The organism is Falsiroseomonas sp. (assembly GCF_051860665.1).
GTDB lineage: Bacteria > Pseudomonadota > Alphaproteobacteria > Acetobacterales > Acetobacteraceae > Falsiroseomonas.
The window spans coordinates 23,758-47,800 of the sequence record NZ_JBHYDM010000012.1 but is presented as its reverse complement, the minus strand read 5'-3'; the positions used below and the strand labels follow the sequence as shown (position 1 = coordinate 47,800).

Sequence of the window (24,043 nt, the reverse complement as noted above, 5' to 3'; positions counted from 1 at the left end):
CATGGACCACGAGATCCATGGGTTCTCGGCGCAGCCGACGCGGCCCGATTTCCGCTGGCCCGGCGGCAAGCGGGTGGCCGTCTATCTGCTGCTGCATCTGGAGCACACGGAGATCCAGCCACCGGAGGGGACACATCGCGACCCGCGCTTTCGCGGCGCCTTCTTCAGCGGGAACCCCGACTGGACCACCTATACCCAGCGCGACTACGGCAACCGCATCGGCGCCTGGCGCATCCTGGAGCTGCTGGACCGCCTGCGTCTGCCGGCCAGCGTGGCCGTGAACCTGCTGGCCGCGCAGCGGCACCCGGAGCTGGTCGCGGCCTATCGGGAGCGGGGCTACGAGCCGGTGGCGCATGGAGTCTCGGCCAGCCGGATGACCACCAGCCGGATGAGCGAGGCCGAGGAAGCCGCCCAGATCGCGGCGGTGCGGGACGGGCTTTCCGCCCTCTGGCCCGGTGCCACCGGCTGGCTCGGCCAGGACCATGGCGCGACGGAAGCGACCACCCGCCTGCTGGCCGAGGCCGGATTTGCCTACGGCCTCGACTGGGCCAATGACGACGAGCCCTATCGCCACGCCTCCGGCCTGCTGGCCCTGCCGCCGCCCGGCGAATGGGACGATGTGCAGACCCTGTGGCTCCGCCGCCTGCCGGTAAACCGCTGGCCGGAGCTGGTGGCGGAGGCGCTGGACCGGCTGCTGGCGGAACCCCGCGGCGGCCGGGTGCTGGGGCTGGGCATCCACCCCTGGATGCTCGGCGCGCCGCATCGGGTGCGCTACCTGGGAGAGGCACTTTCCGACATTGCCCGGCGGACCGACCTGCACATCGCCACCGCCGGCGCGCTGGCGGCACAGGCCGGCGCCGCCCTCAGATGAACTGCCCCCGCAAAAACCCCAGCGCCGGCAGCGGGCTCCAGGCCTTCGGCAGGTCCGCCCGCCGGATCGGCGCCACCGAGTAATGCGGCACTGGCTGCTTCGACCGCCGCAGAAAATCCTCATAGGCGGAGACCTGCTGCGCCCGCCAGGCCCGGTCCTCCAGCGCCGCCATGCGGTTGCGGTAGACATTGGCGACGCGGGACAGACGCCCGGCGGTGGCGATCACCGCCCAGAGCGTGTCGTCATCCCGGCCGCCGGATGAGGGCGCGCCGACAGGGGCGAGGTGCTGCACGGCCATCAGAATCGCAAACCCCGCGCGGCCCGGTCAAGCATGGACTGTGTCACGGCCGCGGGTCTTTTCGCCGAAGCGGGAGCGTGGGATCAAACGTTCCAGCAAGGAGACGCCTCGCATGATCGACCTCTACACCTGGAACACCCCGAACGGCCGCAAGATCTCCGTCGCGCTGGAGGAGATGGGGCTGCCCTATGCCGTGCATACGGTGAACATCTCGAAGAACGAGCAGTTCGAGCCCGCCTTCCTGAAGATCTCGCCCAACAACCGGATCCCCGCGATCATCGACCAGGAAGGCCCGGGCGGGCAGCCGATCAGCGTCTTCGAATCCGGTGCCATCCTGCTCTATCTGGCGGAAAAGACCGGAAAGTTCCTGCCGAAGGATGCGCGGGGCAAGGTCGCCGTCACCGAATGGCTGATGTGGCAGATGGGCGGCTTCGGGCCGATGCCGGGTCAGGTGCACCATTTCCTGATGCAGCCCGAGGGCCCGGCGCGGGACTACGGCTTCGCCCGCTACCATGCCGAGACCAAGCGCCTCTATGGCGTGCTGGACCGCCGCCTGGCTGGCCGGGATTACGTCGCGACCGAAGGCGAGCCCAGCATCGCGGATTTTGCCATTTTGGGCTGGGCCTGGCGGCATGAGCGGCACCAGGTGCCCTTCGACGACCTGCCCAACGTCGCCGCCTGGTATGCGCGCATGATGGCCCGGCCGGCCGTGCAGCGCGGCATGGAGATCCCGCTCTCCTGACCTGTGACGGAACCGGGGTCGGGCCGCTTGCCCCCCCGGGCCTGCCCCGCTAAGAACGCGCTGCATACGTCGTGCAACTTCACACCCTTGCGGAGGGGTGGCCGAGTGGCTGAAGGCGACGGTTTGCTAAACCGTTATAGGGGTAAAACCCTATCGAGGGTTCGAATCCCTTCCCCTCCTCCGTATGCAGGAACCCTGCCGGCGCCGCCCCTGGCGCGCCGGCAGGCCTTCCCCAACTCCCGACCTCAGCGGCAGCGCGCCACCAGCTCGGCGGGCGTCATGCCCTCCAGTCCCAGCCAGTCGATCAGCGGATTGCTGCCGCGCAGCGCCTTGCCGCTGGCGCAGGCCAGCACCGTCAGCGCCGCCGAAAGCTGCGGCGTCGGCACGCCGGCGATGCGGCCCAGCACCTCATAGACCGCCAGGCCATAGGGCATGTCCTCGTCCAGGTAGCGATGGTCGAGGCTGGCCGGGCCGCGCGGGGCGCGCCCCGCCGCCTCGATCGCCGCCGCGATCCCGGCCACCGGCCCCTCCGGCACGTGGTAGGACAGGTGGTAGTGCCGGGCCAGGCTGCGCACGGCGATGCCATAGGCCGCGGCCACCGCCAGCCGCTCCGCATCGATCGCCTCCGCGATCCGCGCCCCGGTGGCCCGGAAATGGTCGAAGAGCTGCCAGGGCTCGCCGCGCTCGATGCGCGACAGGTTCGGGATCACCTGTCCCGCATGCGCCACCGGGTTGATGTTCGACAGCAGCGGCACCAGCAGCGACTCGGCCGGGGTCAGTTGCAGCCCGAACAGCGCCTCGCAGAGCGCCAGCATCGCCGGCAGCCCGGCCGAGGGCAGCGCCGCCATCTCGAAGGCGCCGCGCACCGTGCCCACCTGGATGCGCCGGTCCGGCAGGATGCGGGCGGTGCCGAGCGTGGTGCCCCAGGCCGCGACCTGCACCGGCACGCCGCGTGCTGCCGCCTGTTCCGCCAGCCAGAGCGGGGCGAGGGACAGCGCGCCGCCGCAGATCACCACCTGCCCGGGCCGCAGCACCTCCAGCAGCGCCGGCAGCAGTGCGGGATAGGCATCGCCCGGCACCGCCAGCAGCAGTACCGGCCAATCCGCCAACGCCTCGATCCCCGGCAGCAGCCGAATCGGCAGCGTCGCTTCCAGCGCGCCGGTGCAGCGCAGCTCCAGGCTCTCGCCCGAAACCTCCCCATGGCGCAAAGGCCCGCGCGGCGACCACAGCGCCACCTCATGCCCGCGTTGCGCGGCCAGCGCGGCGGAGAGGCCGCCGATCGGGCCGGCGCCGATAATGGCAAGGCGCATGGTCAGTTCATCCTGATATTGCGGCTGCGGATGATGGCCGACCACTTGGCCGCCTCATCCCGCACATGCTCGGCCAGAAGCTGCGGCCCGCCGGCCACCACCTCGAAATCCTCCGCCGCCAGCTTCGCCTGCAATTGCGGGTCGGCCAGGCTTTCGGCGGCGGCCGCATGCAGGCTGGCGATCACCTCGGCCGGCGTCGCCTTCGGTACGAAAAGGGCATAGGCGGTGCTGGCCTCGAATTGGGGCAGGCCGGTCTCGGCGATCGGCGCCACCTCGGGGAAGGTGGGGGACCGGCTGGTGCCGGTGGTGCCCAGCACGCGCGCCAGCCCGGCCTCGACCAGCGGGCGGACGGTGGTGGCCGAGAGGAAGGCGACATCGACCTCGCCGCTGCCCACCGCCTGCACCGTCTGGCCGCTGCCGCGATAGCTCACCAGGGTGAAGCGCGTCTCCGAATGCGCCATGAACAGTTCGGAGGCGAGGTGGCTGGTCGCCCCGGTGCCGCCGATGCCCATATTCAGCTCGGTCGGCCGCGCCTTGGCCAGGGCCACCAGCTCCATCACGCTGCGCGCGGGCACGCGGGCATTCACGCAGAGCACCAGCGGGCTGCGCGCCATCAGCGTGACCGGCGCGAAGGCCTGGTCATGCACATAGGGGATATTGTCGTAGAGCGAGGGGGCGATGGCATAGGTGCTGTTGGTCGCCATCAGCACGGTGCGGCCATCCGCCGCGCTGCCGGCGACATAGGCATGGCCGATGGTGCCGCTGGCGCCGGAGCGGTTTTCCACCACGACGGTGCGGGCGAGCCGCGGCTGCCAGCTGTTGGCGAATTGCCGCCCGATGACATCGGTGGACCCACCCGGGGCCCAGGGGACCACCAGGCGGATGGTGCCGGTCGGCACGGCGGCGCGGCTGCGCGCGGGCAGGGCCGCGGCGGCGAGCCCGCCGAGCAGCAGGCGACGATGGAGACGCATCTTTGCGGGAATCCTCAGCTCTGGGCCGCGCAAGTCGGGCGCGGCCGGTGGGGACGTTTCCTTTGCTTTGTCAGGAAGGATAGAAGCGGCGCGCCGCTGCGTCACCCGGGCGCGCTACAGCCCCAGCACCAGGTCGCGGCTCGGCAGCAGCGTGCCACGCTCGATCCGGCGCATGATCTCGTTCACACGCGCATGCAGGCTGGCATCCACGCCCACCTCCGCGCCGCGCCGCGCCACCAGGCCGCTGATCGCCTCCGTCTCCGTCCGCCGTCCCTTGCGCACATCCTGGCCCATGGAGGGCCGCTGGTCGGCGCTGCGGGCGGCGGAATGGGCCAGGATCTGCTGCGTCACCGTGGCCAGTGCGGCCGGATCCTCCTCCGCCCGCGCCAGCAGATCGAGGTCGAGGCCGCTGATCGGCTCCAGCGCCAGGCCCATGGCGCGGCCGACCCGCACGCATTGGCTGCCGAGCCGGATGCTCAGCGCGCGCACCGCCTCATCCCGGTCACGCTCCTGCCCGCTCAGCCCGGTCATGGCGGAGACCGGGTTGCGCATGGCGTTGATGGTCAGCTTGGACCAGCGCTCCCCCCAGAGGTTTGTCGTCACCCGCACGCTGTCGGCATGCGCCAGCAGGGCGCCGATCGCCTCCGCCCGCGGCGTGATCCGCCCATGCACCTCGCCGATCCGCATGCCGATGGCGGTTGCACTGCCGCGGCGGGAGGTGCGCAGCACCTGGCCGGGGCCGGTCAGCTCCGCCGCCAGCAGGCCGATGGCGCAGCCCAGCGTGCGGCCCCAGCCGGCGATGGCCGCGATTGCTTCCTCATTGATGCCGTTCTGCAGGGAGACGATGCAGCCCTGGGGCGAGAGGTGGGGCAGCACCAGCGCCGTGGCCCAGTCCGTGTCGTAGGACTTCACCGCCAGGAAGGCGACATCGAAGGGCGCCTCGCGCACCAGCTGCGGCACGTCGCTGACATGCAGGGCGCGGACGGGGGTGGTGAAGCTGCCCTCTTCCTCCATGGCCTGCACCGTCAGCCCGTCCCGGCGCATCGCCTCCACATGCGGGGCCCAGGCATCCACCAGGGTCACGTCGCAGCCGGCGCGGGTCAGGCTGGCGCCGAAATAGCCGCCAACGGCGCCGGCGCCCATGATGAGGATTCGCGAGGGTCGGTCCGGCGCGGTCATGTCCATCTTTTCTCCAGCAGGGGCCTGAGCTTGCGCCGCCCGCCGCGGCCTGGCCACCCGGGGCGCCTTCGCACGGGTCAGGCTTTGTGACGCGCCAGACCGCCTGCCCGCATTATCTTGACGTTGCGGAGAGCGTGACCGCCCGGCTGGCCTGGGCTACAGCGCCCAGGCCGGTGCCGGAGCCATCAGGAGATCATGCGTCGCAGCGCGCCTTTGCCCGACGGGCCCGATCTTCCCGATCCGCCGGAGAGTCCGATGTCGGCGGCCGAGTTGGGCGACCCGGCGGAGGACTGGCCCCTGGCCCTGCGCTGCCTCGCCGCCCTGGTGCGGGATGCGGCCGCGCCGCAGGCGCTGCTCTGGGGACCGCGGCTGATCTGCCTGCACAATGCCGCCTTCATTGCCCTGCTGCCGGGCGCCGCGGCTGCCCAGGGCCGCGCCTTCGACGGCCTCTGGCCTGCGGATGACGCGATCGGCCCGCTGGTCCGCGCCGCGCTGGCCGGCCAGGCCGGACAGATCGAGACCCTGCCGCGGGAACGGCCCGCCACGGCGGAGGCGGCGGCCGCGCCCGCCTTCTTCGACCTGCGCGCCAGCCCGGCGCGGGACGAGTCGGGCGCCATCGCCGGCGTGCTGCTGACGGCCTTCGAGACCACCCGCGCGGTGCTGACGGAACGGCGCGACGCCTTCCTGCTGGAGCTCGATACCGCGCTGCGCGACCTCGATTCGCCCGAGGGCGTGCTGGCCGCCGCCGCCTTCCGGCTCGGGGCGCATCTGGGCGTGGCGCATTGTGCCCTGGGCGAGGTGGATGCCGCCGGTGCCTCCTGCACCGTCCTCGCGGACTGGACCGATGGCCGGCTGCCGAGCGCCATCGGCCGGCATGCGCTGGAGCGCTGCGGCCAGGAGGCGATGGTGGCGCTGCGGCAGGGGCAGTGCCTCGGGCTCGACGCGCCCCCGGCCGGGGGGCAGCAGGGAAGCCTGACGGTGCCGCTGCTCAAGCAGGGGCGGCTGGCCGCACTGCTGCAGCTGCACCACCCGGGCCCACGCCGCTGGACGGTGGCGGAAGCCGAGCTGGCGCGGGATGTGGCGGAACGGGTCTGGTCGGCGCTGAAGCGCCGCCAGGCGGAAGCCGGGCTGCGGCTCAGCGAGGCCAGGCTGCGCCGGGTGCAGCAGATCGGCCGCGTCGGCGGCTTCGAGATCGACCTCCGCACCGGCGAGAACAAGCGCTCCGCCGAATACATGGACCTGCAGGGCCTTGGCCCGACGCCGGCGGATGAGCAGCATGCGGACTGGGTCCGCCGGCTGCATCCGGAGGACCGGGTGCGCGCCGAGCGCCGCTTCCTCGATGCGATCTCGGATGAATCCGGCGCCACCGACTATGCGCAGGAATACCGCATCGTCACCCCGGCGGAGGGCCTGCGCTGGATCGCGGCGCGGGCGGAGATCGAGCGCGATGCGGCGACGGGCCGGGCGCTGCGCATGCTGGGCGCGCATGTCGATGTGACGGAGCTGAAGCTGGCCGAGGCGGCGCTGGCGGAATCGGTGCAGCGGGCGCGGGAGGTGCTGGAGAGCCTGGGCGACATGCTCTACGCGCTCGACGCCAGCGGCCGCATCCGCTTCGCCAGCCGCCGGGCGCTGGAGATGTGGGGCATGCGGGCGGAGGAGGTGCTGGGCCAGCCCTTCCTGGAGCTGTTTCCCGCGGTGCGCGGCAGCATCAGCTGGCAGGTGATCGAGGCGGCGATGACCGGCGGGAAGGAAGTGCATTTCTGCGCCAGCTCGCCGCTCGCCGGCCGCTGGTTCGAGCTGAACGTCCATCCGGCGCAGGGCGGCGGCGTGACCGTCGCGGCGCGGGATGTGGAGGGGCGCCGCCAGGGGGAGATCCAGCGCCGCAGCACCGAGGCCGCGCTGCGCGCCAGCGAGGAAAGGCTGCGCCTGGCGCAGGATGCGGGGCAGGTCGGCACCTGGGAGTGGGATGTGCGCAGCGGCGCCGTGCACTGGTCCGCCAGCTGCCACCGCCTCTATGGCACGGATCCGACGGCCGCGGCCTCCATCGACGTCTGGCGCGACGGCATCGATGCGCAGGACCGGCCGACGGTGGATGCGCAGCTGCGGCAGGTGCTGACGGGTGAGGTCGGGCGCTGGGCGGCGGAATTCCGTTTCCGCAGGATCTCGGATGGCGCGCTGCGCTGGATGTCCGAACGCGGCGAGCTGGTGCGTGACCCCCGCACCGGCCTGCCGCTGCGCCTGCTCGGCATCTCGCAGGACGTGACGGAGCGGCGCGAGGCGGATGAGCGGCAGACGCTGCTGATGCGGGAGCTGGACCATCGCGCCAAGAATGCGCTGGCGGTGGTGCAGGCCGCGGTGCGGATGACGCCGAAGGAGGATCCGGAGGCCTTTGCCACTGCCGTGCTCGGCCGCATCGGCGCGCTGGCGCGGGCGCATACCCTGCTGGCGCAGGGCAAGTGGGACGGGGTCGGCCTGCGCGAGCTGGTGCAGGGGGAGATGGCGCCCTTCCTCTCGCCCGATGGCACGCCACGGGTGCGGCTGGAAGGCCCGGCCGTGGTGCTGGCGCCGACCGCTGCCCAGGCCATTTCGATGGCGCTGCACGAATTGGCGACCAATGCCACCAAGCATGGCGCGCTCTCGACCCCCGAGGGCCGGGTGGCGCTGGACTGGGCGACGGAGCCGGGCCAGAGCCAGCTGCGGCTGAACTGGTCGGAAAGCGGCGGCCCGGCCATCCAGGCCGCCCCCGCCCGGCAGGGTTTCGGGTCCCGCGTGCTGGAGGCCACCATCGCCGGCCAGCTCGGCGGGCGCATCCTGCTGCACTGGCGCAGCACCGGGCTGGTCTGCGAGATGACCATCCCGCTGTCCCGTGCCGCGATCCCGGAATTCGACCAGGAACTCGGTTGAGGGTTCGTCTCAAATACCGAACAAATCCCGAGAATAACAAGGAATTGTTCGTCTAGGGAACGAATTCCATTGACTCCGGCCTCGCCGATCGGTTGTTTGCGCCTCGCGAGGATCTTCCGGGAGATGCGGGTGCGGCGCCAGAATCTGTTCTACGGGCTTGGGACGCTCTTCGTCATTGCCGTGGTCGCGCTCGTCATCATCATCGCGCGCCGCCCGCCGGAGCCCGGCACCGCGGCGGCCTTCCGCGCCATGTCCGCCGCCTCCGGCACCCTGCCGCCGCATGCGGTGCCGATGGAGGCGCGCCGCGCCGCCGCGGATACCTGCCAGGGCTTCAACCTGGAGCTGGAGGAAGGCGCCGGCATCCAGCGGCGCATCGGCAATGAGATGGAGGCGCAGCGGCTGCTGGCCATGCGGCAGAATTGCAGCGCAGGCGCGCCGGCGGTCATCCGCTCCGCCCGCTGAAGGCGCTCAGCCCGGCGGGAAGAAGCGGTTCGCCAGGCGCGGCAGGCCCAGGTGGTCGCGCAGCGTGGTGCCTTCATAGTCCAGCCGGAACAGGCCGCGGCGCTGCAACTCCGGCACCACCTTGTCGACGAAATCCTCCAGCCCCGCGGGCACATGCGGGAACATGATGTTGAAGCCGTCGCAGCCGCGGCCATCGAGCCACTGCTCCATCTCGTCGGCGATGGTGGCGGGCGTGCCGACCAGGGCGAGGCCGGCATAGCCGCCGAGGCGCTGCGCCAATTGCCGCACTGTCAGCCCCTCCCGCCGCGCCAGGTTGATGGCGCGCTCGCGGCCGGACTTGCTGGCCTCGGTCTCGGGGATCTCGGGCAGGGGGCCGTCGGGGTCGAAGGCACGGGCATCGACGCCCAGCGCGATGGAGAGCGAGCCGATGGCGCTGTCGTAATGCACCAGGCTGTCCAGGTGGTCGCGCGCCGCGCGCGCCTCCGCCACCGTATCGCCCACCACCACCAGCGCGCCCGGCAGGATCTTGATCAGTTCGGGATCTCGGCCGTAGCGGGCGGCGCGGCCCTTCACATCCGCATAGAAGGCCTGGGCGTCGGCCAGCGTGCCGCCTGCGGCAAAAACCATTTCGGCGGTCTCTGCTGCGATCTGCCGGCCGGCGTCGGAGGCGCCGGCCTGCACGATCACCGGCCAGCCCTGCACGGGCCGTGCCACGTTCAGCGGGCCGCGCACGGACAATTCGGCGCCCTTGTGGTCCAGCACATGCATCCGCGCCGGGTCCCAGAAGATGCCGCTCGCCTGGTCGCGGATGAAGGCATCGTCGGCAAAGCTGTCCCAGAGTCCCGTGACCACGTCATAGAACTCGCGCGCCCGCTTGTAGCGCTCGCCATGCGCCATGTGCGCGTCCTGGCCGAAGTTCAGCGCGGCGTCGGGATTGGCCGTGGTCACCAGATTCCAGCCGGCGCGACCATTCGAGATATGGTCGAGCGAGGCGAATTTGCGGGCGACGTGATAGGCGTCGTTATAGGTGGTGCTGGCCGTCGCGATCAGCCCGATCCGCTCCGTCACCGCGGCCAGCGCCGGCAGAAGGGTCAGGGGATCGAAGCTGGTGACGGTGTGGCTGCGGCGCAGCGCCTCGATCGGCATGTTCAGCAGGGCCAGGTGGTCGGCCATGAAGAAGGCGTCGAATTTTCCGAATTCCAGCTTCTGGATCAGGTACTTCAGGCGCCCGAAATTGAAGTTCGCATCGGCCCAGGCGCCGGGGTAGCGCCAGGCGCCGGTGTGGATGCTGACCGGGCGCATGAAGGCGCCCAGGTGCAGCCGCCGGCGCTCAGCCACCGGAGATCACCGCGCCGCCAAAAGTCTGCTCGACGAAGGCGCGGACATCCGGGTGGCGGTAGCCTTCGGCCAGGCGCTTGGCCCAGGGCTTCTCCGCATCGGCGCGGCGCACCACGACCAGCACGGTATAGACGCTCTGTTCGGTTTCCCGCGCCAGGGCGTCGCGCAGCGGGTTCAGGCCGGCGGGCACGGCGTAGTTGCCGGTGATGGCGCCGGCATCGACATCCTGCAGCGACCGCGCGATGGAGGCGGCCTCCAGCTCCACGATGCGGATGCGCTTCGGGTTGGCGGTGATATCGGCGACCGTCGCCGTGTGGTCCGCGCCCGGGCGCAGGGTGAAGGCGCCGGCCTGCGCCAGCAGCAGCAATGCACGGCCGCCATTGGTCGGGTCGTTCGGGATGGCGACGCGCGCGCCGTTCGGCAGCGCATCCAGGCTGCGATGGGTGCGGGAGAAGACGCCCATCAGCGTCAGCACCGTCTTGCCCACGGGAACAAAATCGTAGCCGCGCTGGGCGCGCTGCGCCTCCAGGAAGGGCAGGTGCTGATAGGCATTGGCGTCGAGGTCGCCGGCGGCGAGTGCCGCATTCGGCTGGATGAAGTCGCCGAATTCGACGCCGCGGGTGATGAAGCCGTCGCGCGCCAGCACGTCCCGCACCTTCTCGAAGGTCTGGCCATGCACGCCCTGCGTCACGCCGACGCGCAGCGGCCGGGCAGCGGTGCCGAATTCAGCGGTTTGCGCCCGTGCGGCCAGGGGCAGCAGGGCGGGCAGGGCGAGAAGCGAACGACGGAGCATTTGAAAAAGATCCTCAGAAGGCGGGGACGACGGCGCCGGCAAAGGTGGTGGCCACGAAATCCTTCACGGCCTGGGTCTGATAGGCGGCGACCAGGCGGCGCACCCAGGGGGCCTGGGCATCCTGCTGGCGCACCGCGATCAGATTGGCATAGGGGCTGTCGGCGCTTTCGATCGCCAGGCTGTCGCGCACCGGGTTCAGGCCGGCGGGCATGGCGAAGTTGGTGTTGATGGCGGCGAGGTCCACCTCCTCCAGCACCCGCGGCAGCTGGGCTGCCTCCAGCTCCACCACGCGCAGGCGGCGGGGGTTTTCAGTGATGTCGGCCACGGTGGCGCGGAAATCGGCGCCCTCGCGCAGCTTGAAGGCGCCGTGGGCCGCCAGCAGCACCAAAGCGCGGCCGCCATTGGTCGGGTCGTTCGGCACGGCGACGCGGCCGCCGCTCGGGATCGCGTCCAGGCTGCGATGGCGCTTGGAATAGAGGCCCATCGGGAAGACCAGCGTCTTGCCGGCGGCGACCAGCGCCAGGCGGCGGTCGCGCACCTGCTGGTCGAGGAAGGGCTGGTGCTGGTAGCTGTTGGCGTCGAGGTCGCCGGCGGCCAGCGCCACGTTGGGCTGGATGTAGTCCTGGAACTCCGTGATGCGGATCACGAGGTTTTCCCGAGCTGCCTGGTCGCGCACGAATTCCATCACCTGGGCATGCGGCCCGGCGGTGACGCCGATGCGGAGCGGGCGCGCGGCGGTGCCGATCTCGGCCGTCTGGGCCTGTGCCGCGAATGGCAGCGCGAGGCCGGCGAGCAGCAGGGGGCGACGTGCGATCATGGCCAAAAATTCCTCAGCGATGTGACAGGCGGCGGGTCAGCCAATCGCCGAGCGATTGCAGGCCCTGGACCAAAAGAATGAGGATGACGACGACGGTCGCCATCACCTCCGGCATGAAGCGCTGGTAGCCGAAGCGGATGCCGAGGTCACCGAGACCGCCGCCCCCCACCGCGCCGGCCATGGCGGAGAAGCCGACCAGCGAGACCAGCGACACGGTGGTGGCGGCCACCAGCCCCGGCAGCGCCTCCGGCACCAGAACCTTCCACACGATCTGCAGCCGCGTGGCCCCCATGGCGCGCGCCGCCTCGATCACGCCCTTGTCCACCTCCCGCAGCGCATTCTCGAAGAGGCGCGCGAGGAAGGCGGTGGCGGCGAGGGCCAGCGGCACGATGGCCGCCCCCGTGCCGATGGAGGTGCCGGCGACCAGCCGCGTGAAGGGCACGATGGCGACCATCAGGATGATGAAGGGCGTCGAGCGCGCCGCATTCACCAGCAGCCCCAGCGGCCGGTTCAGCCAGGGTTTGGGCGTCAGCCCCTCCGGCGAGGTCACATGCAGCAACAGCGCGATCGGCAGGCCGAGCAGGGTGGCGATGGCGGCGGAGGCGCCGACCATGGCCAGCGTCTGCCACAGCGCCTCGATCAGCAGGTCCTGGATGGCGGGGGCGAGCCAGGTCATTCTTCAACTTCCGTAACGGTCAGGCCCAGGCCGCGCATCCAGGCGAAGGCAGCGTCCAGCTGGGCCGGGATGCCATAGGCGGCCAGCGCCATGACGCCGAAGGGTTCGCCCGCGATCTCATCGACGCGGCCGGAGACGATGTTGATGTCGATGCCGAAGTCGCGGCTGGCCTCGCTGACCACGGCGCGGGTGCTGGCGGGACCGGCGAAGACCACCTGCACCAGGCGCCGCGCCTCGCCGGCGCCGGGTTCGGGCAGCCGGGCGAGGGTGGACGGCGGCACGGAATGGCCGATCACCTCCGCCACGAAGCGGCGCGTGGTGGGGTGGGCGGGCTGGGTGAAGACCTCGAAGACGCGGCCGGCTTCAATGATCCGGCCGGCCTCCATCACCGCCACGCGGTCGCAGATCGCCTTCACCACGCCCATCTCATGCGTGATCAGCAGCACGGTCAGGTCCAGCCGGGCGCGCAGGTCGCGGATCAGCGCCAGGATCTCCTGCGTCGTCTCCGGATCCAGCGCGCTGGTCGCCTCGTCGCAGAGCAGGATCTGCGGATCCGAGGCCAGCGCCCGGGCGATGCCGACGCGCTGCTTCTGGCCGCCCGAGAGCTGCGCCGGATAGGCGTCCCGCTTCGCCTCCAGCCCGACCAGCGGCAGGATTTTCTCGAGCTTTTGGCGTTGCTCGGCGCGCGGCATGCCGGCGATCTCGAGCGGGAAGGCGATGTTCTCGGCCACCGTGCGCCGGGTATGCAGGTTGAAGTGCTGGAAGACCATGCCGATGCGGCGGCGCGCCGCGCGCAGGCCGGCCTCGTCCAGGGCGAGCATGTCCTGGCCCAGCACCCGCACCACGCCCGCATCCGGCCGCTCCAGCAGGTTCACGCAACGGATCAGCGTGGACTTGCCGGCGCCGGAGCGGCCGACGATGCCGAAGATCTCGCCGGGCGCGACCTCCAGCGTCACATCGTCCAGCGCCAGGGTACCACCGGCGGCGAAGCGCTTGCGCAGGCCGGAGAGTGCGATGCTGGGGGAGGGGCTTTGCATGGCGGTGGCGGTATGGCCCGGGGAAGGTTGCTGCAACAGGCCCATCGAACAGATCACGCGCGGTTGTGTCGGGAGGGGTGATACGCGCAGCCTGCGCGCTATGTCAATTTCAACAAACATTCGACGTGAAATAGGCGCCGCCTGTGTGGCGGGCGAACGGCGAGGCCGGTTGCGCGTTCAGGCCGCATGACCCAGCACCGCATGTCCGACACCCCGCCGCCCGAGCTTCCCGGCCTGCCGCCGGTCAACCCGCCCACACCGGATCGGGAGATGCCGCCGCCGAGCCCGGATATCATGCCCGGCGGCCCGGCGGAGGCCCCGCCCGCCGCGCCGGTGCCGGGCGAGGACCTGCCCTATCCGGGCCAGTTCCCCGAAGTGCCGGGCATCAGCCCGCCCGGCCCGCAGATGCCGCCCGCGGTCGCCTGACCCCTACCGCCTTTCGTCGTCCTTCGGCGCCAGGCCATAGGGCGCGACCAGGGCCCAGAGATGCGGCGGCACCATGTTCTTCACCCGCGCCGGCAGCGACCGGCGCAGGTGCAGCACCGATTCCACCGCCTTCATCTCCACCCGCGCCCGGGCGAATTCCAGCCCGCGCGGGCCGATCCGCCGCATCAGCCAGCCGACGATTCCGCGCAGGAAATCGGGCATGCGCCGCAGCGGCAGGCCGCCGGCGGCGCGTTCGGTATTGGCCAGGAAACCGCGCACCGCGCCGGCCCGCTTGCCGGCGCTGCCGGGGGTGCTGGTCACCACCTCATCCCCCAGCAGCGCCAGCAGCTCCGCCCCGCGCGCATTGCGCACCAGCAGCCACTGCTCCCCCTGGCCGCCCATGTAGCCCACGGTGATATCGGCCAGCACATTGGTGTAGTCGACGCAGGTCCGGCAGGTGAGGGGGAAGAAATCCCCAGGCAACTGGCTGATCGGCAGCTTCAGGAAGGGAATCTCCCTTACCCTTCCATCGGTGAAGCGCAGCTCCACCATGAAATCGGCGCGGAATTCCAGGTAGGTGATGCTGTCGGGGTCGGCGTCCAGCAGCGCCAGGAACTGATGAAAATTTTCCGTCGTGGTGTTGTCGGAGCAGGGCGTACCGATGACGTAGAGCCGCTCCAGCCCCAGCTCCGCCTCCAGCACCCGCAGCGCATGCACCTGGCAGGGGATGCCGATGATCGCGAGGCGCCTGTATCCGGCGGCGCGGGCCGGCTCCAGCAGCGCCAGCAGCGGCGCGTAGCCCATGCGCATGCCGCGGCACTGCGCCATGCCCTCCGGCTTCGTCACCAGCACCGGCACCGGGCGCCACTTGTCCTCGGGGTCCGGTGCCATGGTCAGCACGGCATCGACGGCGCCGGCTTTCAGCAGCTTTTCCGCGAGCCGCGTGGTGATGCCGGTCCATTGCGCGCCGGGCAGGGGCTGCGCCAGGCGGGCCCGCAGCATCTGGCGGAAGGGGCCGAAATGCAGTTCGTCCGGGCGGGCGGGGTCACGGGCCCTGCCGTGCACCCGGGCCTCCAGCACGGCATAGTCGGGCGCGATGAACTGGCAGGCGCGCCCGCAGGCCTTGGCGTCCACCATGCGGGAGACGCCGCAATCCGTGCAAAGGCCGCGCGGCGCTGCAGGGCCGAGAACCGGCACCTGCACCGCCGTGGACACGATCAGACTCCCTCGCAGCCCAGCTTGCGGAGCGTGGCGTCCACCCAGGAGCGGTCGACGGTGCCCGCCTCGATCTCCGCCATCTGCTTGCCTTCCGCGGCGTGCTTCGCCTCGGTCGCCTTGCAGACCACCTCTGCATCGGCAAAGGGAATGGACACGAAGCCGTCCTCATCGCCCAGGATCATGTCGCCGGGCTCGATCACCATGCCGTCCAGGCTGATCGGCACATTGATCTCGCCGGGGCCGTCCTTGTAGGGGCCGCGATGCGTCACCCCGGCGGCATAGACCGGGAAGGGCTGCTGCGACAGCGCGCCGAGGTCGCGGATGGCGCCGTTGATCACGATGCCGCCCAGCTTGCGGCGCACCATCTGCGCCAGCATCAGCTCGCCGATGATCGCATTGGTCAGGTCGCCGCCGGCATCCACCACCACCACATCGCCGGCCTCGGCCATGTCGATGGCCTTGTGCACCATCAGATTGTCGCCCGGGCGGGTCCGCACGGTGAAGGCAGGGCCGGCCATGACGCCGCCCTTGTGCATCGGCCGCAGGCGCGGGCCGGCGGCGAAGAGGCGGGACATGCTGTCGGAGACATTGGCCACGGGCAGCTTGCGGAAGCGCTCGATCAGCGCGGGGGCGACGGCGCGGGTGCGCGGCAGGATGCGGAAGCCGACAGGCATTGGGCGTTCTCCAGGCGGGTCTTTCACCTCGCCTACAGGTGGCAGGGGGAGGCGGCAAGAGAGGGCCACGCGGGAATGTCATGGCAATCCCCCTCCGCGCGCCCCATCTCCGCCGGACCACAAGACGGAGAGAACCATGGCGAGCATCTCGCGCAGCGCATCGGCCCATTGGGAAGGCGGCGGCAAGGACGGGGTGGGGCAGATCTCGACCCAGTCCGGCGTGCTGAAGGACGCGCCCTACGGCTTCACCGCCCGCTTCGAGGGCGGCCGCGGCACGAATCCGGAGGAGCTGATCGCCGCCGCCCATGCCGGCTGCTTCACCATGGCGCTGGCCTTCCAGCTGGCCGGCGCGAACCTGAAGGCCACCAGCATGGATACCTCGGCCAAGGTCGGCATGGACCAGGTGGAGGGCGGCTGGAAGATCTCCCGCGTGGCGCTGACGCTGAAGGCCAAGGTGCCGGGCTGCGACGACGCCACCTTCCAGAAGCTGGCGGCGACCGCCAAGGCGAATTGCCCGGTCAGCAAGGTGCTGAACGCGGAGATCACGCTGGAGGCGGTGCTGGAGGGCTGAATTTCCCCCACCCAACCCTCCCCCCTAAGCAGGGGGGAGGGCTTAGACGAGCGGGGTCAGGAGGGGGCGGCCGTCGAGCTGGGCTTCCAGGTTCTCGCGCATCAGCCGGCCCATGTCCTTGCGCGTCTCCACCGTGCCGCTGGCCGCATGCGGCTGCAGCACGACCTGGGGGAAGGTGAGGAATTCGGGGTCGATCGCCGGCTCGTTCAGGAAGACGTCGAGGCCGGCGGCGCCGATCCGGCCCTCCCGCAGCGCCGCCAGCAGCGCCGCCTCATCCACCACGGTGCCGCGGGAGACGTTCACGAAGATCGCGCCAGGGTTCAGCGCCTCGATCGCCGCGCGATCCACCAGGCCGCGCGTCGCCGCCCCGCCGGCGGCGGAGACGCAGAGCACATCGACATGCGGGGCGAGCGCCGCGGGCGTCGGGTAATGCGCATAGGGAAGGCCGGGCTGCGGCGCCCGGCCGGAATAGGCGATGGACATGCCGAAGGCGGCCGCCCGCGTCGCGATGGCCTTGCCGATGCGCCCGAGCCCCACGATGCCCAACCGCTTGCCCCAGATGCGCGTGGTCAGCGGCATCGGGCCCCTGGCCTGCCAGGATCCGTCCCGCACCCAGGCCTCGCCGAGGCGCAGGTTCCGCGCGGCGGCCAGCATCAGCATCATGGCCATGTCGGCCACCTCCTCGGTCAGCACATCCGGCGTATTGGTGACGCGGATGCCCCGCGCGCGGGCGGCCTCAAGGTCGATGGCATCCACCCCCACGCCATAGCAGGCGATGATCCTTGTCAGCGGCAGCGCGTCCATCAGGGCGGCATCGGCGCCGATCTCGCCCTTGGTGCAGATGGCGACGATGCTCTCCCGCCCCGCCGCCAGCATCGCGGCCTTGTCCGGGGCGCTCCAGTAGTGGTGCAGGGTGAAGCGCCGTGCGAGCGCCGCAAAATCCCAGTCGGGCAGCTCGCCCACCACCAGCAGCCCCGGCTTGTCCGACATTCCGTTTCCCCCCACCCTCGGCGCGGAATGAAGGACAGGGAGGCGGGAATGACGCAAGGGCTCTTCGACCTGAAGGGGCGGCGGGTGCTGATCACCGGCTCCAGCCGCGGCATCGGTTTTGCGCTCGCCCGCGGCCTGGGCCAGGCGGGCGCCAGCGTGGTGCTGAACGGGCGCGACCCGAAGGTGCTGGCGGAGGCGACGCGCACGCTTGCCGCCGAGGGCCTGGACGTCACCGAGGCCGGCTTTGACGTGACCGATCCGCATGCGCTGGATGCCGCGGTGGCGGAGATCGAGACGCGCCTCGGCCCGATCGAGGTGCTGGTGAACAATGCCGGCATCAACCGCCGCTTCCCCGCCACCGCCGTGACGCCCGAGACCTTCCGGGAGGTGATGTCCACCAATGTCGAGGCGGTGTTCTTCATGGCCCAGGCCTGCGCGCGGCGGATGCTGGAACGGGGCCATGGCAAGATCATCAATATCGCCAGCGTGCAGTCGGAGCTCGGCCGCGCCACCATCTCACCCTATGCCACCAGCAAGGGCGCGGTGCGGATGATGACGCGCACGCTCTGCGCCGAATGGGCCAAGGGCGGCATCCAGGTGAATGCCGTGGCACCGGGCTACTTTGCCACCGACCTGACCAAGCCGCTGGTGGATGATCCGAAGTTTACCGACTGGCTCTGCCAGCGCGTGCCGGCCGGGCGCTGGGGCAAGGTGGAGGAGCTGGTGGGGGCGACGGTCTTCCTGGCCTCCCGCGCCTCGGATTTCGTCAATGGGCATCTGCTGTATGTGGATGGCGGCATGACGGCGGTGGTGTGAGGCGATGAAGCTCCTCGCCTTCACCGCCGATGGCCTCGCCCGCACCGGACGCCTGGAGGGCCAGCAGGTTGTGGGTTTCGCCGGCAGCCCGGACCTCGCCACCGTGCTGGCCGAGGGCCCTCCAGCCGAGGAGGGGCGCTGGCCGCTCTCCGCCGTGACGATTGCCGCGCCCCTGCCGGCCGCGCGCCTGTTCTGCATCGGCCTGAACTACCCGAAGCCGCATCCGCTGGGGGGCGAGGTGAAGGGGCCGGCCGAGATCTCCTACTTCCTGAAGCACCAGGAGGCGCTCGTCCCGCATGGCGCAGCGCTGCGGCCGCCCGGGGTCTCGGCGCAATTCGACTATGAGTGCGAGCTGGCGGTCGTCATCGGCGAGCCCGGCCACCGCATCGCCGAGAGCGAAGCCCTGGCGCATATCGGCGGCTATACCATCCTGAACGACGGCTCCGTGCGCGACTGGCAGGCCCATAGCGTCACCGCCGGCAAGAATTTTTGGCAGTCCGGCAGCTGGGGCCCCTTCGTCACCTCCGCCGATGAGGTCGCGGATTGGCGCAAGCTGCGCCTGCAGACCCGGCTGAACGGCACCACGGTGCAGGACAGCCCCGCCGGCGCGATGTTCTTCGGGCTCGAAAAGATCATCGCCTATCTCTCGACCATCACCCCCCTGCAGCCCGGCGACGTCATCGCCACCGGCTCGCCGGAGGGCACCGGCGCGACCCAGAAGCCGCCGCGCTTCCTGGTCTCCGGCGATCGGCTGGAGTTCGAGGTTTCCGGCCTCGGCATCCTGGCCAATACTGTCGCCTGAACCGCCCCAGGATCTGCCGCCATGGACATCAACGCCCCCTCCCGCATCCCCGCCGGCATCGACGAGGCCGAGTGGAAGATCCGCTGCGACCTCGCGGCACTCTATCGCCTGGTCGCGCATCACAAGATGACGGACCTGATCTACACGCACATCAGCGCCCGCATCCCCGGCCCCGAGCACCACTTCCTCATCAACCGCTACGGCGTGATGTTCCACGAGATGCGCGCCAGCGACCTGGTGAAGATCGACCTGGACGGCAATGTGGTGGACCCGCACCACCCGGACGACCCCGCCACGGTGAACAAGGCGGGCTTCGTCATCCATTCCGCCATCCATGCGGCGCGGGAGGATGCGACCTGCGTGGTGCATACCCATACCGCGGCCGGCATCGCCGTCTCCGCCCAGGAGCACGGGCTGCTGCCGATCAGCCAGCATGCGCTGAAATTCTACGGCCACCTCGCCTATCACGGCTACGAGGGCATCGCGCTGGACCTCGAGGAGCGGGACCGGCTGGTGGCCGATCTCGGCCCGCATTCGGCGATGATCCTGCGCAACCACGGGCTGCTGGTCACCGGCGGCACCGTCTCCGAGGCCTGGAACCGGATCTACTACCTGGAGCGCGCCTGCCAGGCACAGGTCGCGGCACTCGCCGGCGGCGCCAAGCTGGTGCTGCCGCCGGAGGAGGTGCGCCTGCGCACCGCCGGGCAGTTCAACCGCAACCCGGACCCGAACAGCCCGCACCTGGCGCTGGCCTGGCAGGCCAGCCTGCGGCTGATCGAGGGTGATCGCAACGACTGGCGCTGCTGAAGTTCAGGCCTGGCGCCAGGCGGGGAAGGGGTCGGGCAGCCTGGCCCAGGCCCTGGGGCCGCCCTGCATCTCGGCTTCGGTGAGCAGGCAGGCCTCCAGCCCGCGCCGAAGCGCGGCCTGATCCATGCCGATGCCGATGAAGACGATCTCCTGGCGGCGGTCGCCGAAGGGCTCCTGCCAGTGCGCCTTCACGCCCTCGCGCCAGCTCGGCTCGGCGGGCCATTCCGCGGGGTCCATCGCGGCCCACCAGAAGCCCGCCGCCTCATGCCGGCCGATCGCCCCGGCCAATTGCCAGGACCCGGCCCAGGGCATGCGCGTCGCCAGCCAGAAGAAGCCCTTGGCCCGCACGACACCGGGCAGCGGCCCCTCGATCAGCCGCTTGAAGCGCGCGGGATGCAGCGGGCGGCGCGCCTTCCAGACGAAGCTGGTGATGCCGAATTCCTCCGATTCCGGCAGGTGTTCGCCGGCCAGCGCCTGCGCCCAGCCCGCCGCCTGGCTCGCCGCGCCGAAGTCGAATTTCTGGGTATCCACCAGGTGGCGCAGCGGCACGCGGCCCTCGGTGCTGGCCAGAATCTCGGCGCGTGGGTTGAAGGTGGCCAGCAAAGCGGAGAGGCGGCCGAGATCCTCCAGGCTCACCAGGTCGGCCTTGTTCAGCACCAGCACATCGGCGAATTCCACCTGCTCCACCAGCAGGTCCACCAGCAGCCGCGTATCTCCCTCGCCCGTGGTCTGGCCGCGGCGGGCCAGGCTGTCGGCGGAGGCATAGTCGCGCAGCCAGGCCTGGGCATCGACCACCGTCACCATGGTGTCGAGCCGCGCGATGTCGGAGAGCGAGAAGCCGTCCTCCGTCCGGAAGTCGAAGGTGGCGGCCACCGGCATGGGCTCGCCGATGCCGGTGCTCTCGATCAGCAGCGCATCAAAGCGGCCCTCGGCGGCCAGCTTCGCCACCTCCTGCATCAGGTCCTCCCGCAGGGTGCAGCAGATGCAGCCATTGGACATCTCCACCAGCCGCTCCTCGGTGCGGGACAGCGCGCCGGATTGGCCCACCAGCGCGCCGTCGATATTCACCTCCGACATGTCGTTGACGATGACGGCGACGCGCCGGCCCTCGCGGTTCGCCAGGATGTGGTTCAGCAGCGTGGTCTTGCCGGCGCCGAGGAAGCCGGACAGCACGGTGACGGGAAGGCGCGTATCGGTCATTCGAGGGGGATCCGTCCGGCTTCGTCGAGGCAGAGCAGCAGGCGCGCCGGGGCGCGCGGCCGCAGGGGTGGGGCGCGATGGATGCAGCCGGCGCCGCGATTGCCCGGGAATCCCTCGCCCTTGAGCAGCGCGACATCGCCGGTGGCGAGCCGCTGCGGCGGCAGGCTCGGCGCGCCATCCTGCAATTGCCGCGCGGCCGCGGCGCCGCCGGGCAGGGGCAGCCATTCGGTGCCGGCGCCGCGATAGGTGCAGAGCAGACGCAGGCCCACCGCATCCGCATGCCAGCGATGGCAGCCCGGCCCGTCCAGCACCTCCAGCCGCATCCGCAGGCGGGGATCGCCGATGAGATGGGTGAAGATGCGCGCCAGCCGCAGCAGGTCGAGCAGGAAATCCGCGGTGGTGGCGGTGGGCAGGGCGGCCGCGATGCGGTCCACCACGGCATCCGCCGCATCCTCCGCCGTCAGGCTGAAGGGCGCCCGGACGGCCAGGCCGGTGGCGCCCCGCAGCACGCCGCGCGGCAGGCGCCGGGTCCAGATGGCGATATTGGCGCTGGGCCGCAGGATGGCGCTGAGCACCTGGGGCGTCGGGCTGGCGAGGTTGGCGGGGCCATCCGGCGGGGAGAAGCCTTCGATCAGCATGGCGGGCTCAGGATGTTATAGTATAACATTGCATCTTGAGGCAGCGACCACAAGGCCACGATCAACAGATAGTCATTCGACTAACTGTTCTTGCGCCGGCGTCCTGCCGCTGTATGGTTAGTCACATGACTAACCAATCCGCCGCCCTCGACCGCGCCTTCCAGGCCCTCGCCGATCCCACCCGCCGCGCCATCCTGGCCCGGCTCGGCGCCGGGCCGGCCTCCGTCAGCCGCCTGGCTGAGCCCTTCACCATGGCCATGCCCACCCTGCTGCAGCACATCCGCGTGCTGGAACAGGGCGGGCTGATCGGCACGGAAAAGCGCGGCCGCCGGCGCATCTGCGCGCTGCGGCCCGAGGCGCTGCGCGAGACGGAGGATTGGCTGGCGCGGCAGCGCGCCGCCTGGGAGGGCCGGCTGGACCGGCTGGATGCCTATCTGCTCAGCATGAAGGACGAAACCGATGGCTGCTGACTTCGACCCCGCGCTCGACCTGCACTTCACCCGCATCGTGCCGGTGCCGCCGCGCCTGGTCTGGATGGCCTGGACCCGGCCGGAACACCTGGTGAAGTGGTTCACGCCTGCCCCCTGGCGCACGCTGGAGGCGGAGATCGACCTGCGGCCGGGCGGCATCTTCCGCACCGTGATGCAGGGGCCGGAGGGGCCGCCGATGGACAATGCCGGCTGCTACCTGGAGGTGGTGGAGGAGCGGCGCCTGGTCTTCACCGATGCGCTGCAGCCCGGCTGGCGCCCTTCCGCCAGCGCCTTCTTCACCGGCATCATCACGCTGGAGGCCGCCGATGGCGGCACCCGCTACACGGCTGCCGCCCTGCACAAGGACCCGGCCGATTGCGAGCGCCATGCCGCCATGGGCTTCGCCCAGGGTTGGGGCACGGCGCTGGACCAGCTGGTGGCCCATGTGCAGGGGCTTGCCCCCGCCTAGTCTAGTCCGGCAGGCGGTACAGCGGCTCCAGCGCCAGGCGGCGCAGGGCGTTGCGGGCCAGGGCCTCGATCTCCCGCCGGTCCGTCGTATCCGGGTCCACCGCCAGCCAGGCGGCGGAAAGCCGGTGCCAGAAGACCGACAGGTCCAGCAGCTGGTCGCGCAGGACCAGCTGTTCGCGGATCAGCCGGGTCGGCGCCTCCAGCGGCAAGGGCCGGCGCATCGCCGCCTCGGCGCTGGCCAGCAGGGCGGCGCTGGTGCGGCGGGGCCGGCCGATGATGGGCAGCAGCCCCTCCATGGCGCGGGTCAGCAGGTCGCCGGCCCAGCGCCGGTCGCTGCCCAGCGCATCCCGTGTCCGCCGCACCATGCGCTCCATCGCCTCGTAGTCCGGCTGGCTGGCGGCCGCCGCCAGCACGCGCGCATGGGCATTGGCCAGCAGCTGCAGCCGGCGGCCGAGCGGCGCCATGGTGCCCATCGGGAAGCCGCCCTTGGTGATGCAATGGGCGATCGCCGCCTCGAACATGGCCGGCCCCGGCGGGGTGCGGCGCATCGCCTCGGCCAGCGCCTCGCCCTCCTCCCCCGCCGTGGCGGCGAGGCGGGCGACCAGTTCGGAGGTGGCGGCATAGAGGTGATGCTCCGCCACCGGCTCCGGATCCTCGTCCAGCAGGGGTCCGGGCACCGGATCGCCGGGGCGGATTCGCTCGACGCAGCGCAGCGCCGCCGGCACCAGCCGCAGCAGGCGGAAGTCATGCGTGCCGGGCGCGATATCCAGCAGCAGATGCGCATTCTCCAGATCGGCCAGCATCCGCATATGCGCATAGGGCCGCACCAGGCCGATGCCGCCGGAGGGATCGCGCTCGAAGGCCATGCCCGGCTCGCGCAGCCAGCTCGCCTGGAAGTCGAAGCGCGGCGGCGGCCAGGTCTCGCCCTCCGCCGTGCCGGGAAACCGCACCGGGTCGAAGCCGCGCGGCTCCGGCAGGCTTGTGAGGGAGGCTTCGGAGACTGGCACGGCGGAAGGATGCGGCAACGGGGTTAACGGCGGCTGAGCGGCGCCCCCGCGCGGCCTGCCTGGCGGGTCATTGACGCCGAGTGCTCCGGCGCGCGACCTATGGGCAAACTGCACCTGGAGTCTCGCATGCGTCGCCGCGCCTTCGCCCTGGCCGGGCTGCTTCCGGCCGTCATCCTGGCGGCCTGTGCCGCGGACCCGCGGGAACTCGTGGGCCAGCCGCCCCGCGTCGTCTTCTTCGAAGTGGACAGCGTCGATCTCGACGAGCCGGCGCTGGCCGTCCTGGCCGATGCCGCCCGCCTGGCCCGCCGCCATCCGGAAGTGCCGGTGCAGGTGCGCGGCTATGCCGGCCCGGCCGGCGGCGCCGCCTTCAACCGCGAGCTGTCGCAGCGCCGCGCCCAGCAGGTGGCGGATGAGCTGATCAAGCGCGGCGTCGCCGCCAGCCGGATCCAGGTCATCGGCCGCGGCCCCGTGCCCTTCGACTCGGTGCCGATCGAGAGCCGCCGGGTCGAGGTCATCATCGGCTATCCGTGATGCCGGATGGGGCAGGGCGACCTGCCC

27 protein-coding genes and 1 tRNA gene are annotated in these 24,043 nt (G+C 71.1%); 13 read left to right on the top strand and 15 right to left on the bottom strand.

What is annotated here, in order from left to right; all coding sequences use genetic code 11:
- Position 1 precedes the first annotated feature (1 nt).
- Positions 2-871, top strand: coding sequence for a polysaccharide deacetylase family protein (locus ACTIF1_RS14030; RefSeq protein ID WP_439597057.1), 870 nt, complete (start codon positions 2-4; stop codon positions 869-871).
- On the opposite strand, the gene ACTIF1_RS14025 is transcribed toward ACTIF1_RS14030, so the two are convergent.
- A complete protein-coding gene (locus ACTIF1_RS14025) occupies positions 864-1,169 on the bottom strand; it encodes a hypothetical protein (protein WP_216839793.1) in 306 nt (101 codons plus the stop codon). The genes ACTIF1_RS14030 and ACTIF1_RS14025 overlap by 8 nt on opposite strands.
- A gap of 112 nt (positions 1,170-1,281) precedes the next feature.
- Between ACTIF1_RS14025 and ACTIF1_RS14020 the strand changes: the two genes are divergently transcribed.
- Positions 1,282-1,911, top strand: a complete 630-nt coding sequence (locus tag ACTIF1_RS14020) for a glutathione S-transferase family protein (RefSeq protein WP_439597056.1) — start codon at positions 1,282-1,284, stop codon at positions 1,909-1,911.
- Positions 1,912-2,002: 91 nt separating this feature from the next.
- A tRNA-Ser gene (locus ACTIF1_RS14015) sits at positions 2,003-2,091 on the top strand.
- Between the two features lie 65 nt (positions 2,092-2,156).
- Here ACTIF1_RS14015 and ACTIF1_RS14010 read toward each other — a convergent pair.
- From ACTIF1_RS14010 to ACTIF1_RS14000, 3 genes are all read right to left on the bottom strand, one after another.
- Complete coding sequence (locus ACTIF1_RS14010) at positions 2,157-3,221, bottom strand: NAD/NADP octopine/nopaline dehydrogenase family protein (protein WP_439597055.1); 1,065 nt, start codon at positions 3,219-3,221, stop codon at positions 2,157-2,159.
- 2 nt (positions 3,222-3,223) lie between these two features.
- The gene (locus tag ACTIF1_RS14005; protein WP_439597054.1) at positions 3,224-4,192 is read right to left on the bottom strand and encodes a Bug family tripartite tricarboxylate transporter substrate binding protein; all 969 of its coding nucleotides are present in this window, start codon (positions 4,190-4,192) and stop codon (positions 3,224-3,226) included.
- Positions 4,193-4,306: 114 nt separating this feature from the next.
- Positions 4,307-5,377 carry a ketopantoate reductase family protein gene (locus tag ACTIF1_RS14000; RefSeq protein WP_439597053.1) on the bottom strand — a complete coding sequence of 357 codons (1,071 nt, stop codon included), beginning with the start codon at positions 5,375-5,377 and terminating at the stop codon, positions 4,307-4,309.
- 249 nt (positions 5,378-5,626) lie between these two features.
- On the opposite strand from ACTIF1_RS14000, the gene ACTIF1_RS13995 reads away from it, so the two are divergent.
- Both ACTIF1_RS13995 and ACTIF1_RS13990 read left to right on the top strand, forming a co-directional pair.
- Positions 5,627-8,275 (top strand): PAS domain-containing protein, encoded by a 2,649-nt coding sequence (locus ACTIF1_RS13995; protein WP_439597052.1) that lies wholly within the window; start codon positions 5,627-5,629, stop codon positions 8,273-8,275.
- 123 nt (positions 8,276-8,398) lie between these two features.
- A complete protein-coding gene (locus ACTIF1_RS13990) occupies positions 8,399-8,737 on the top strand; it encodes a hypothetical protein (RefSeq protein ID WP_439597051.1) in 339 nt (112 codons plus the stop codon).
- 6 nt (positions 8,738-8,743) lie between these two features.
- On the opposite strand, the gene ACTIF1_RS13985 is transcribed toward ACTIF1_RS13990, so the two are convergent.
- Genes ACTIF1_RS13985 through ACTIF1_RS13965 form a run of 5 tightly spaced genes read right to left on the bottom strand, consistent with a single transcriptional unit; the run spans position 8,744 to position 13,398 of the window.
- Positions 8,744-10,075 carry an LLM class flavin-dependent oxidoreductase gene (locus ACTIF1_RS13985; protein ID WP_439597050.1) on the bottom strand — a complete coding sequence of 444 codons (1,332 nt, stop codon included), beginning with the start codon at positions 10,073-10,075 and terminating at the stop codon, positions 8,744-8,746.
- Complete coding sequence (locus ACTIF1_RS13980) at positions 10,068-10,868, bottom strand: MetQ/NlpA family ABC transporter substrate-binding protein (RefSeq protein WP_439597049.1); 801 nt, start codon at positions 10,866-10,868, stop codon at positions 10,068-10,070. Before ACTIF1_RS13980 ends, ACTIF1_RS13985 begins: the two co-directional genes overlap by 8 nt.
- 13 nt (positions 10,869-10,881) lie before the next feature.
- Positions 10,882-11,685, bottom strand: a complete 804-nt coding sequence (locus tag ACTIF1_RS13975) for a MetQ/NlpA family ABC transporter substrate-binding protein (RefSeq protein WP_439597048.1) — start codon at positions 11,683-11,685, stop codon at positions 10,882-10,884.
- A 13-nt stretch (positions 11,686-11,698) separates the two neighbouring features.
- Complete coding sequence (locus ACTIF1_RS13970) at positions 11,699-12,361, bottom strand: methionine ABC transporter permease (RefSeq protein WP_439597047.1); 663 nt, start codon at positions 12,359-12,361, stop codon at positions 11,699-11,701.
- A complete protein-coding gene (locus ACTIF1_RS13965; RefSeq protein WP_439597046.1) occupies positions 12,358-13,398 on the bottom strand; it encodes a methionine ABC transporter ATP-binding protein in 1,041 nt (346 codons plus the stop codon). Before ACTIF1_RS13965 ends, ACTIF1_RS13970 begins: the two co-directional genes overlap by 4 nt.
- Before the next feature lie 186 nt (positions 13,399-13,584).
- On the opposite strand from ACTIF1_RS13965, the gene ACTIF1_RS13960 reads away from it, so the two are divergent.
- Entirely contained in the window at positions 13,585-13,824 is a 240-nt protein-coding gene (locus ACTIF1_RS13960) for a hypothetical protein (RefSeq protein WP_439597045.1), read from the top strand.
- Between the two features lie 3 nt (positions 13,825-13,827).
- On the opposite strand, the gene ACTIF1_RS13955 is transcribed toward ACTIF1_RS13960, so the two are convergent.
- Both ACTIF1_RS13955 and ACTIF1_RS13950 read right to left on the bottom strand, forming a co-directional pair.
- Entirely contained in the window at positions 13,828-15,039 is a 1,212-nt protein-coding gene (locus ACTIF1_RS13955; protein WP_439597044.1) for a Coenzyme F420 hydrogenase/dehydrogenase, beta subunit C-terminal domain, read from the bottom strand.
- A 2-nt stretch (positions 15,040-15,041) separates the two neighbouring features.
- Positions 15,042-15,716, bottom strand: coding sequence for an RraA family protein (locus ACTIF1_RS13950; protein ID WP_439597043.1), 675 nt, complete (start codon positions 15,714-15,716; stop codon positions 15,042-15,044).
- A gap of 136 nt (positions 15,717-15,852) precedes the next feature.
- Here ACTIF1_RS13950 and ACTIF1_RS13945 point away from each other — a divergent pair, with 136 nt between their 5' ends.
- Positions 15,853-16,287 carry an OsmC family protein gene (locus ACTIF1_RS13945; protein ID WP_439597042.1) on the top strand — a complete coding sequence of 145 codons (435 nt, stop codon included), beginning with the start codon at positions 15,853-15,855 and terminating at the stop codon, positions 16,285-16,287.
- Positions 16,288-16,329: 42 nt separating this feature from the next.
- Here the strand turns inward: ACTIF1_RS13945 and ACTIF1_RS13940 are convergent, their stop codons facing one another.
- Positions 16,330-17,277, bottom strand: coding sequence for a 2-hydroxyacid dehydrogenase (locus ACTIF1_RS13940; protein ID WP_439597041.1), 948 nt, complete (start codon positions 17,275-17,277; stop codon positions 16,330-16,332).
- A 48-nt stretch (positions 17,278-17,325) separates the two neighbouring features.
- On the opposite strand from ACTIF1_RS13940, the gene ACTIF1_RS13935 reads away from it, so the two are divergent.
- From ACTIF1_RS13935 to ACTIF1_RS13925, 3 genes are read left to right on the top strand one after another with little or no spacing between them, the layout of a single operon-like run.
- Positions 17,326-18,093 carry an SDR family oxidoreductase gene (locus ACTIF1_RS13935; protein ID WP_439597040.1) on the top strand — a complete coding sequence of 256 codons (768 nt, stop codon included), beginning with the start codon at positions 17,326-17,328 and terminating at the stop codon, positions 18,091-18,093.
- A gap of 4 nt (positions 18,094-18,097) precedes the next feature.
- Positions 18,098-18,895, top strand: coding sequence for a fumarylacetoacetate hydrolase family protein (locus ACTIF1_RS13930; protein ID WP_439597039.1), 798 nt, complete (start codon positions 18,098-18,100; stop codon positions 18,893-18,895).
- Between the two features lie 21 nt (positions 18,896-18,916).
- A complete protein-coding gene (locus ACTIF1_RS13925) occupies positions 18,917-19,702 on the top strand; it encodes a class II aldolase/adducin family protein (protein ID WP_439597038.1) in 786 nt (261 codons plus the stop codon).
- A 3-nt stretch (positions 19,703-19,705) separates the two neighbouring features.
- Here ACTIF1_RS13925 and zigA read toward each other — a convergent pair whose 3' ends face one another.
- Together zigA and ACTIF1_RS13915 are read right to left on the bottom strand one after the other, a co-directional pair.
- Positions 19,706-20,902, bottom strand: coding sequence for a zinc metallochaperone GTPase ZigA (zigA, locus tag ACTIF1_RS13920; RefSeq protein WP_439597037.1), 1,197 nt, complete (start codon positions 20,900-20,902; stop codon positions 19,706-19,708).
- On the bottom strand, positions 20,899-21,540 hold the full coding sequence (locus tag ACTIF1_RS13915; RefSeq protein ID WP_439597036.1) for a DUF1826 domain-containing protein: 642 nt from the start codon (positions 21,538-21,540) through the stop codon (positions 20,899-20,901). Before ACTIF1_RS13915 ends, zigA begins: the two co-directional genes overlap by 4 nt.
- Before the next feature lie 125 nt (positions 21,541-21,665).
- Between ACTIF1_RS13915 and ACTIF1_RS13910 the strand changes: the two genes are divergently transcribed.
- Positions 21,666-22,010, top strand: a complete 345-nt coding sequence (locus ACTIF1_RS13910; RefSeq protein WP_439597035.1) for an ArsR/SmtB family transcription factor — start codon at positions 21,666-21,668, stop codon at positions 22,008-22,010.
- On the top strand, positions 22,000-22,479 hold the full coding sequence (locus tag ACTIF1_RS13905; protein ID WP_439597034.1) for an SRPBCC family protein: 480 nt from the start codon (positions 22,000-22,002) through the stop codon (positions 22,477-22,479). Before ACTIF1_RS13910 ends, ACTIF1_RS13905 begins: the two co-directional genes overlap by 11 nt.
- A 1-nt stretch (position 22,480) precedes the next feature.
- Here the strand turns inward: ACTIF1_RS13905 and ACTIF1_RS13900 are convergent, their stop codons facing one another.
- Positions 22,481-23,485 carry a hypothetical protein gene (locus ACTIF1_RS13900; protein ID WP_439597033.1) on the bottom strand — a complete coding sequence of 335 codons (1,005 nt, stop codon included), beginning with the start codon at positions 23,483-23,485 and terminating at the stop codon, positions 22,481-22,483.
- Between the two features lie 126 nt (positions 23,486-23,611).
- Between ACTIF1_RS13900 and ACTIF1_RS13895 the strand changes: the two genes are divergently transcribed.
- Positions 23,612-24,016: an OmpA family protein gene (locus ACTIF1_RS13895; protein WP_439597032.1), complete on the top strand. Its 405-nt coding sequence runs from the start codon at positions 23,612-23,614 to the stop codon at positions 24,014-24,016.
- The last annotated feature ends 27 nt before the right edge of the window (positions 24,017-24,043 follow it).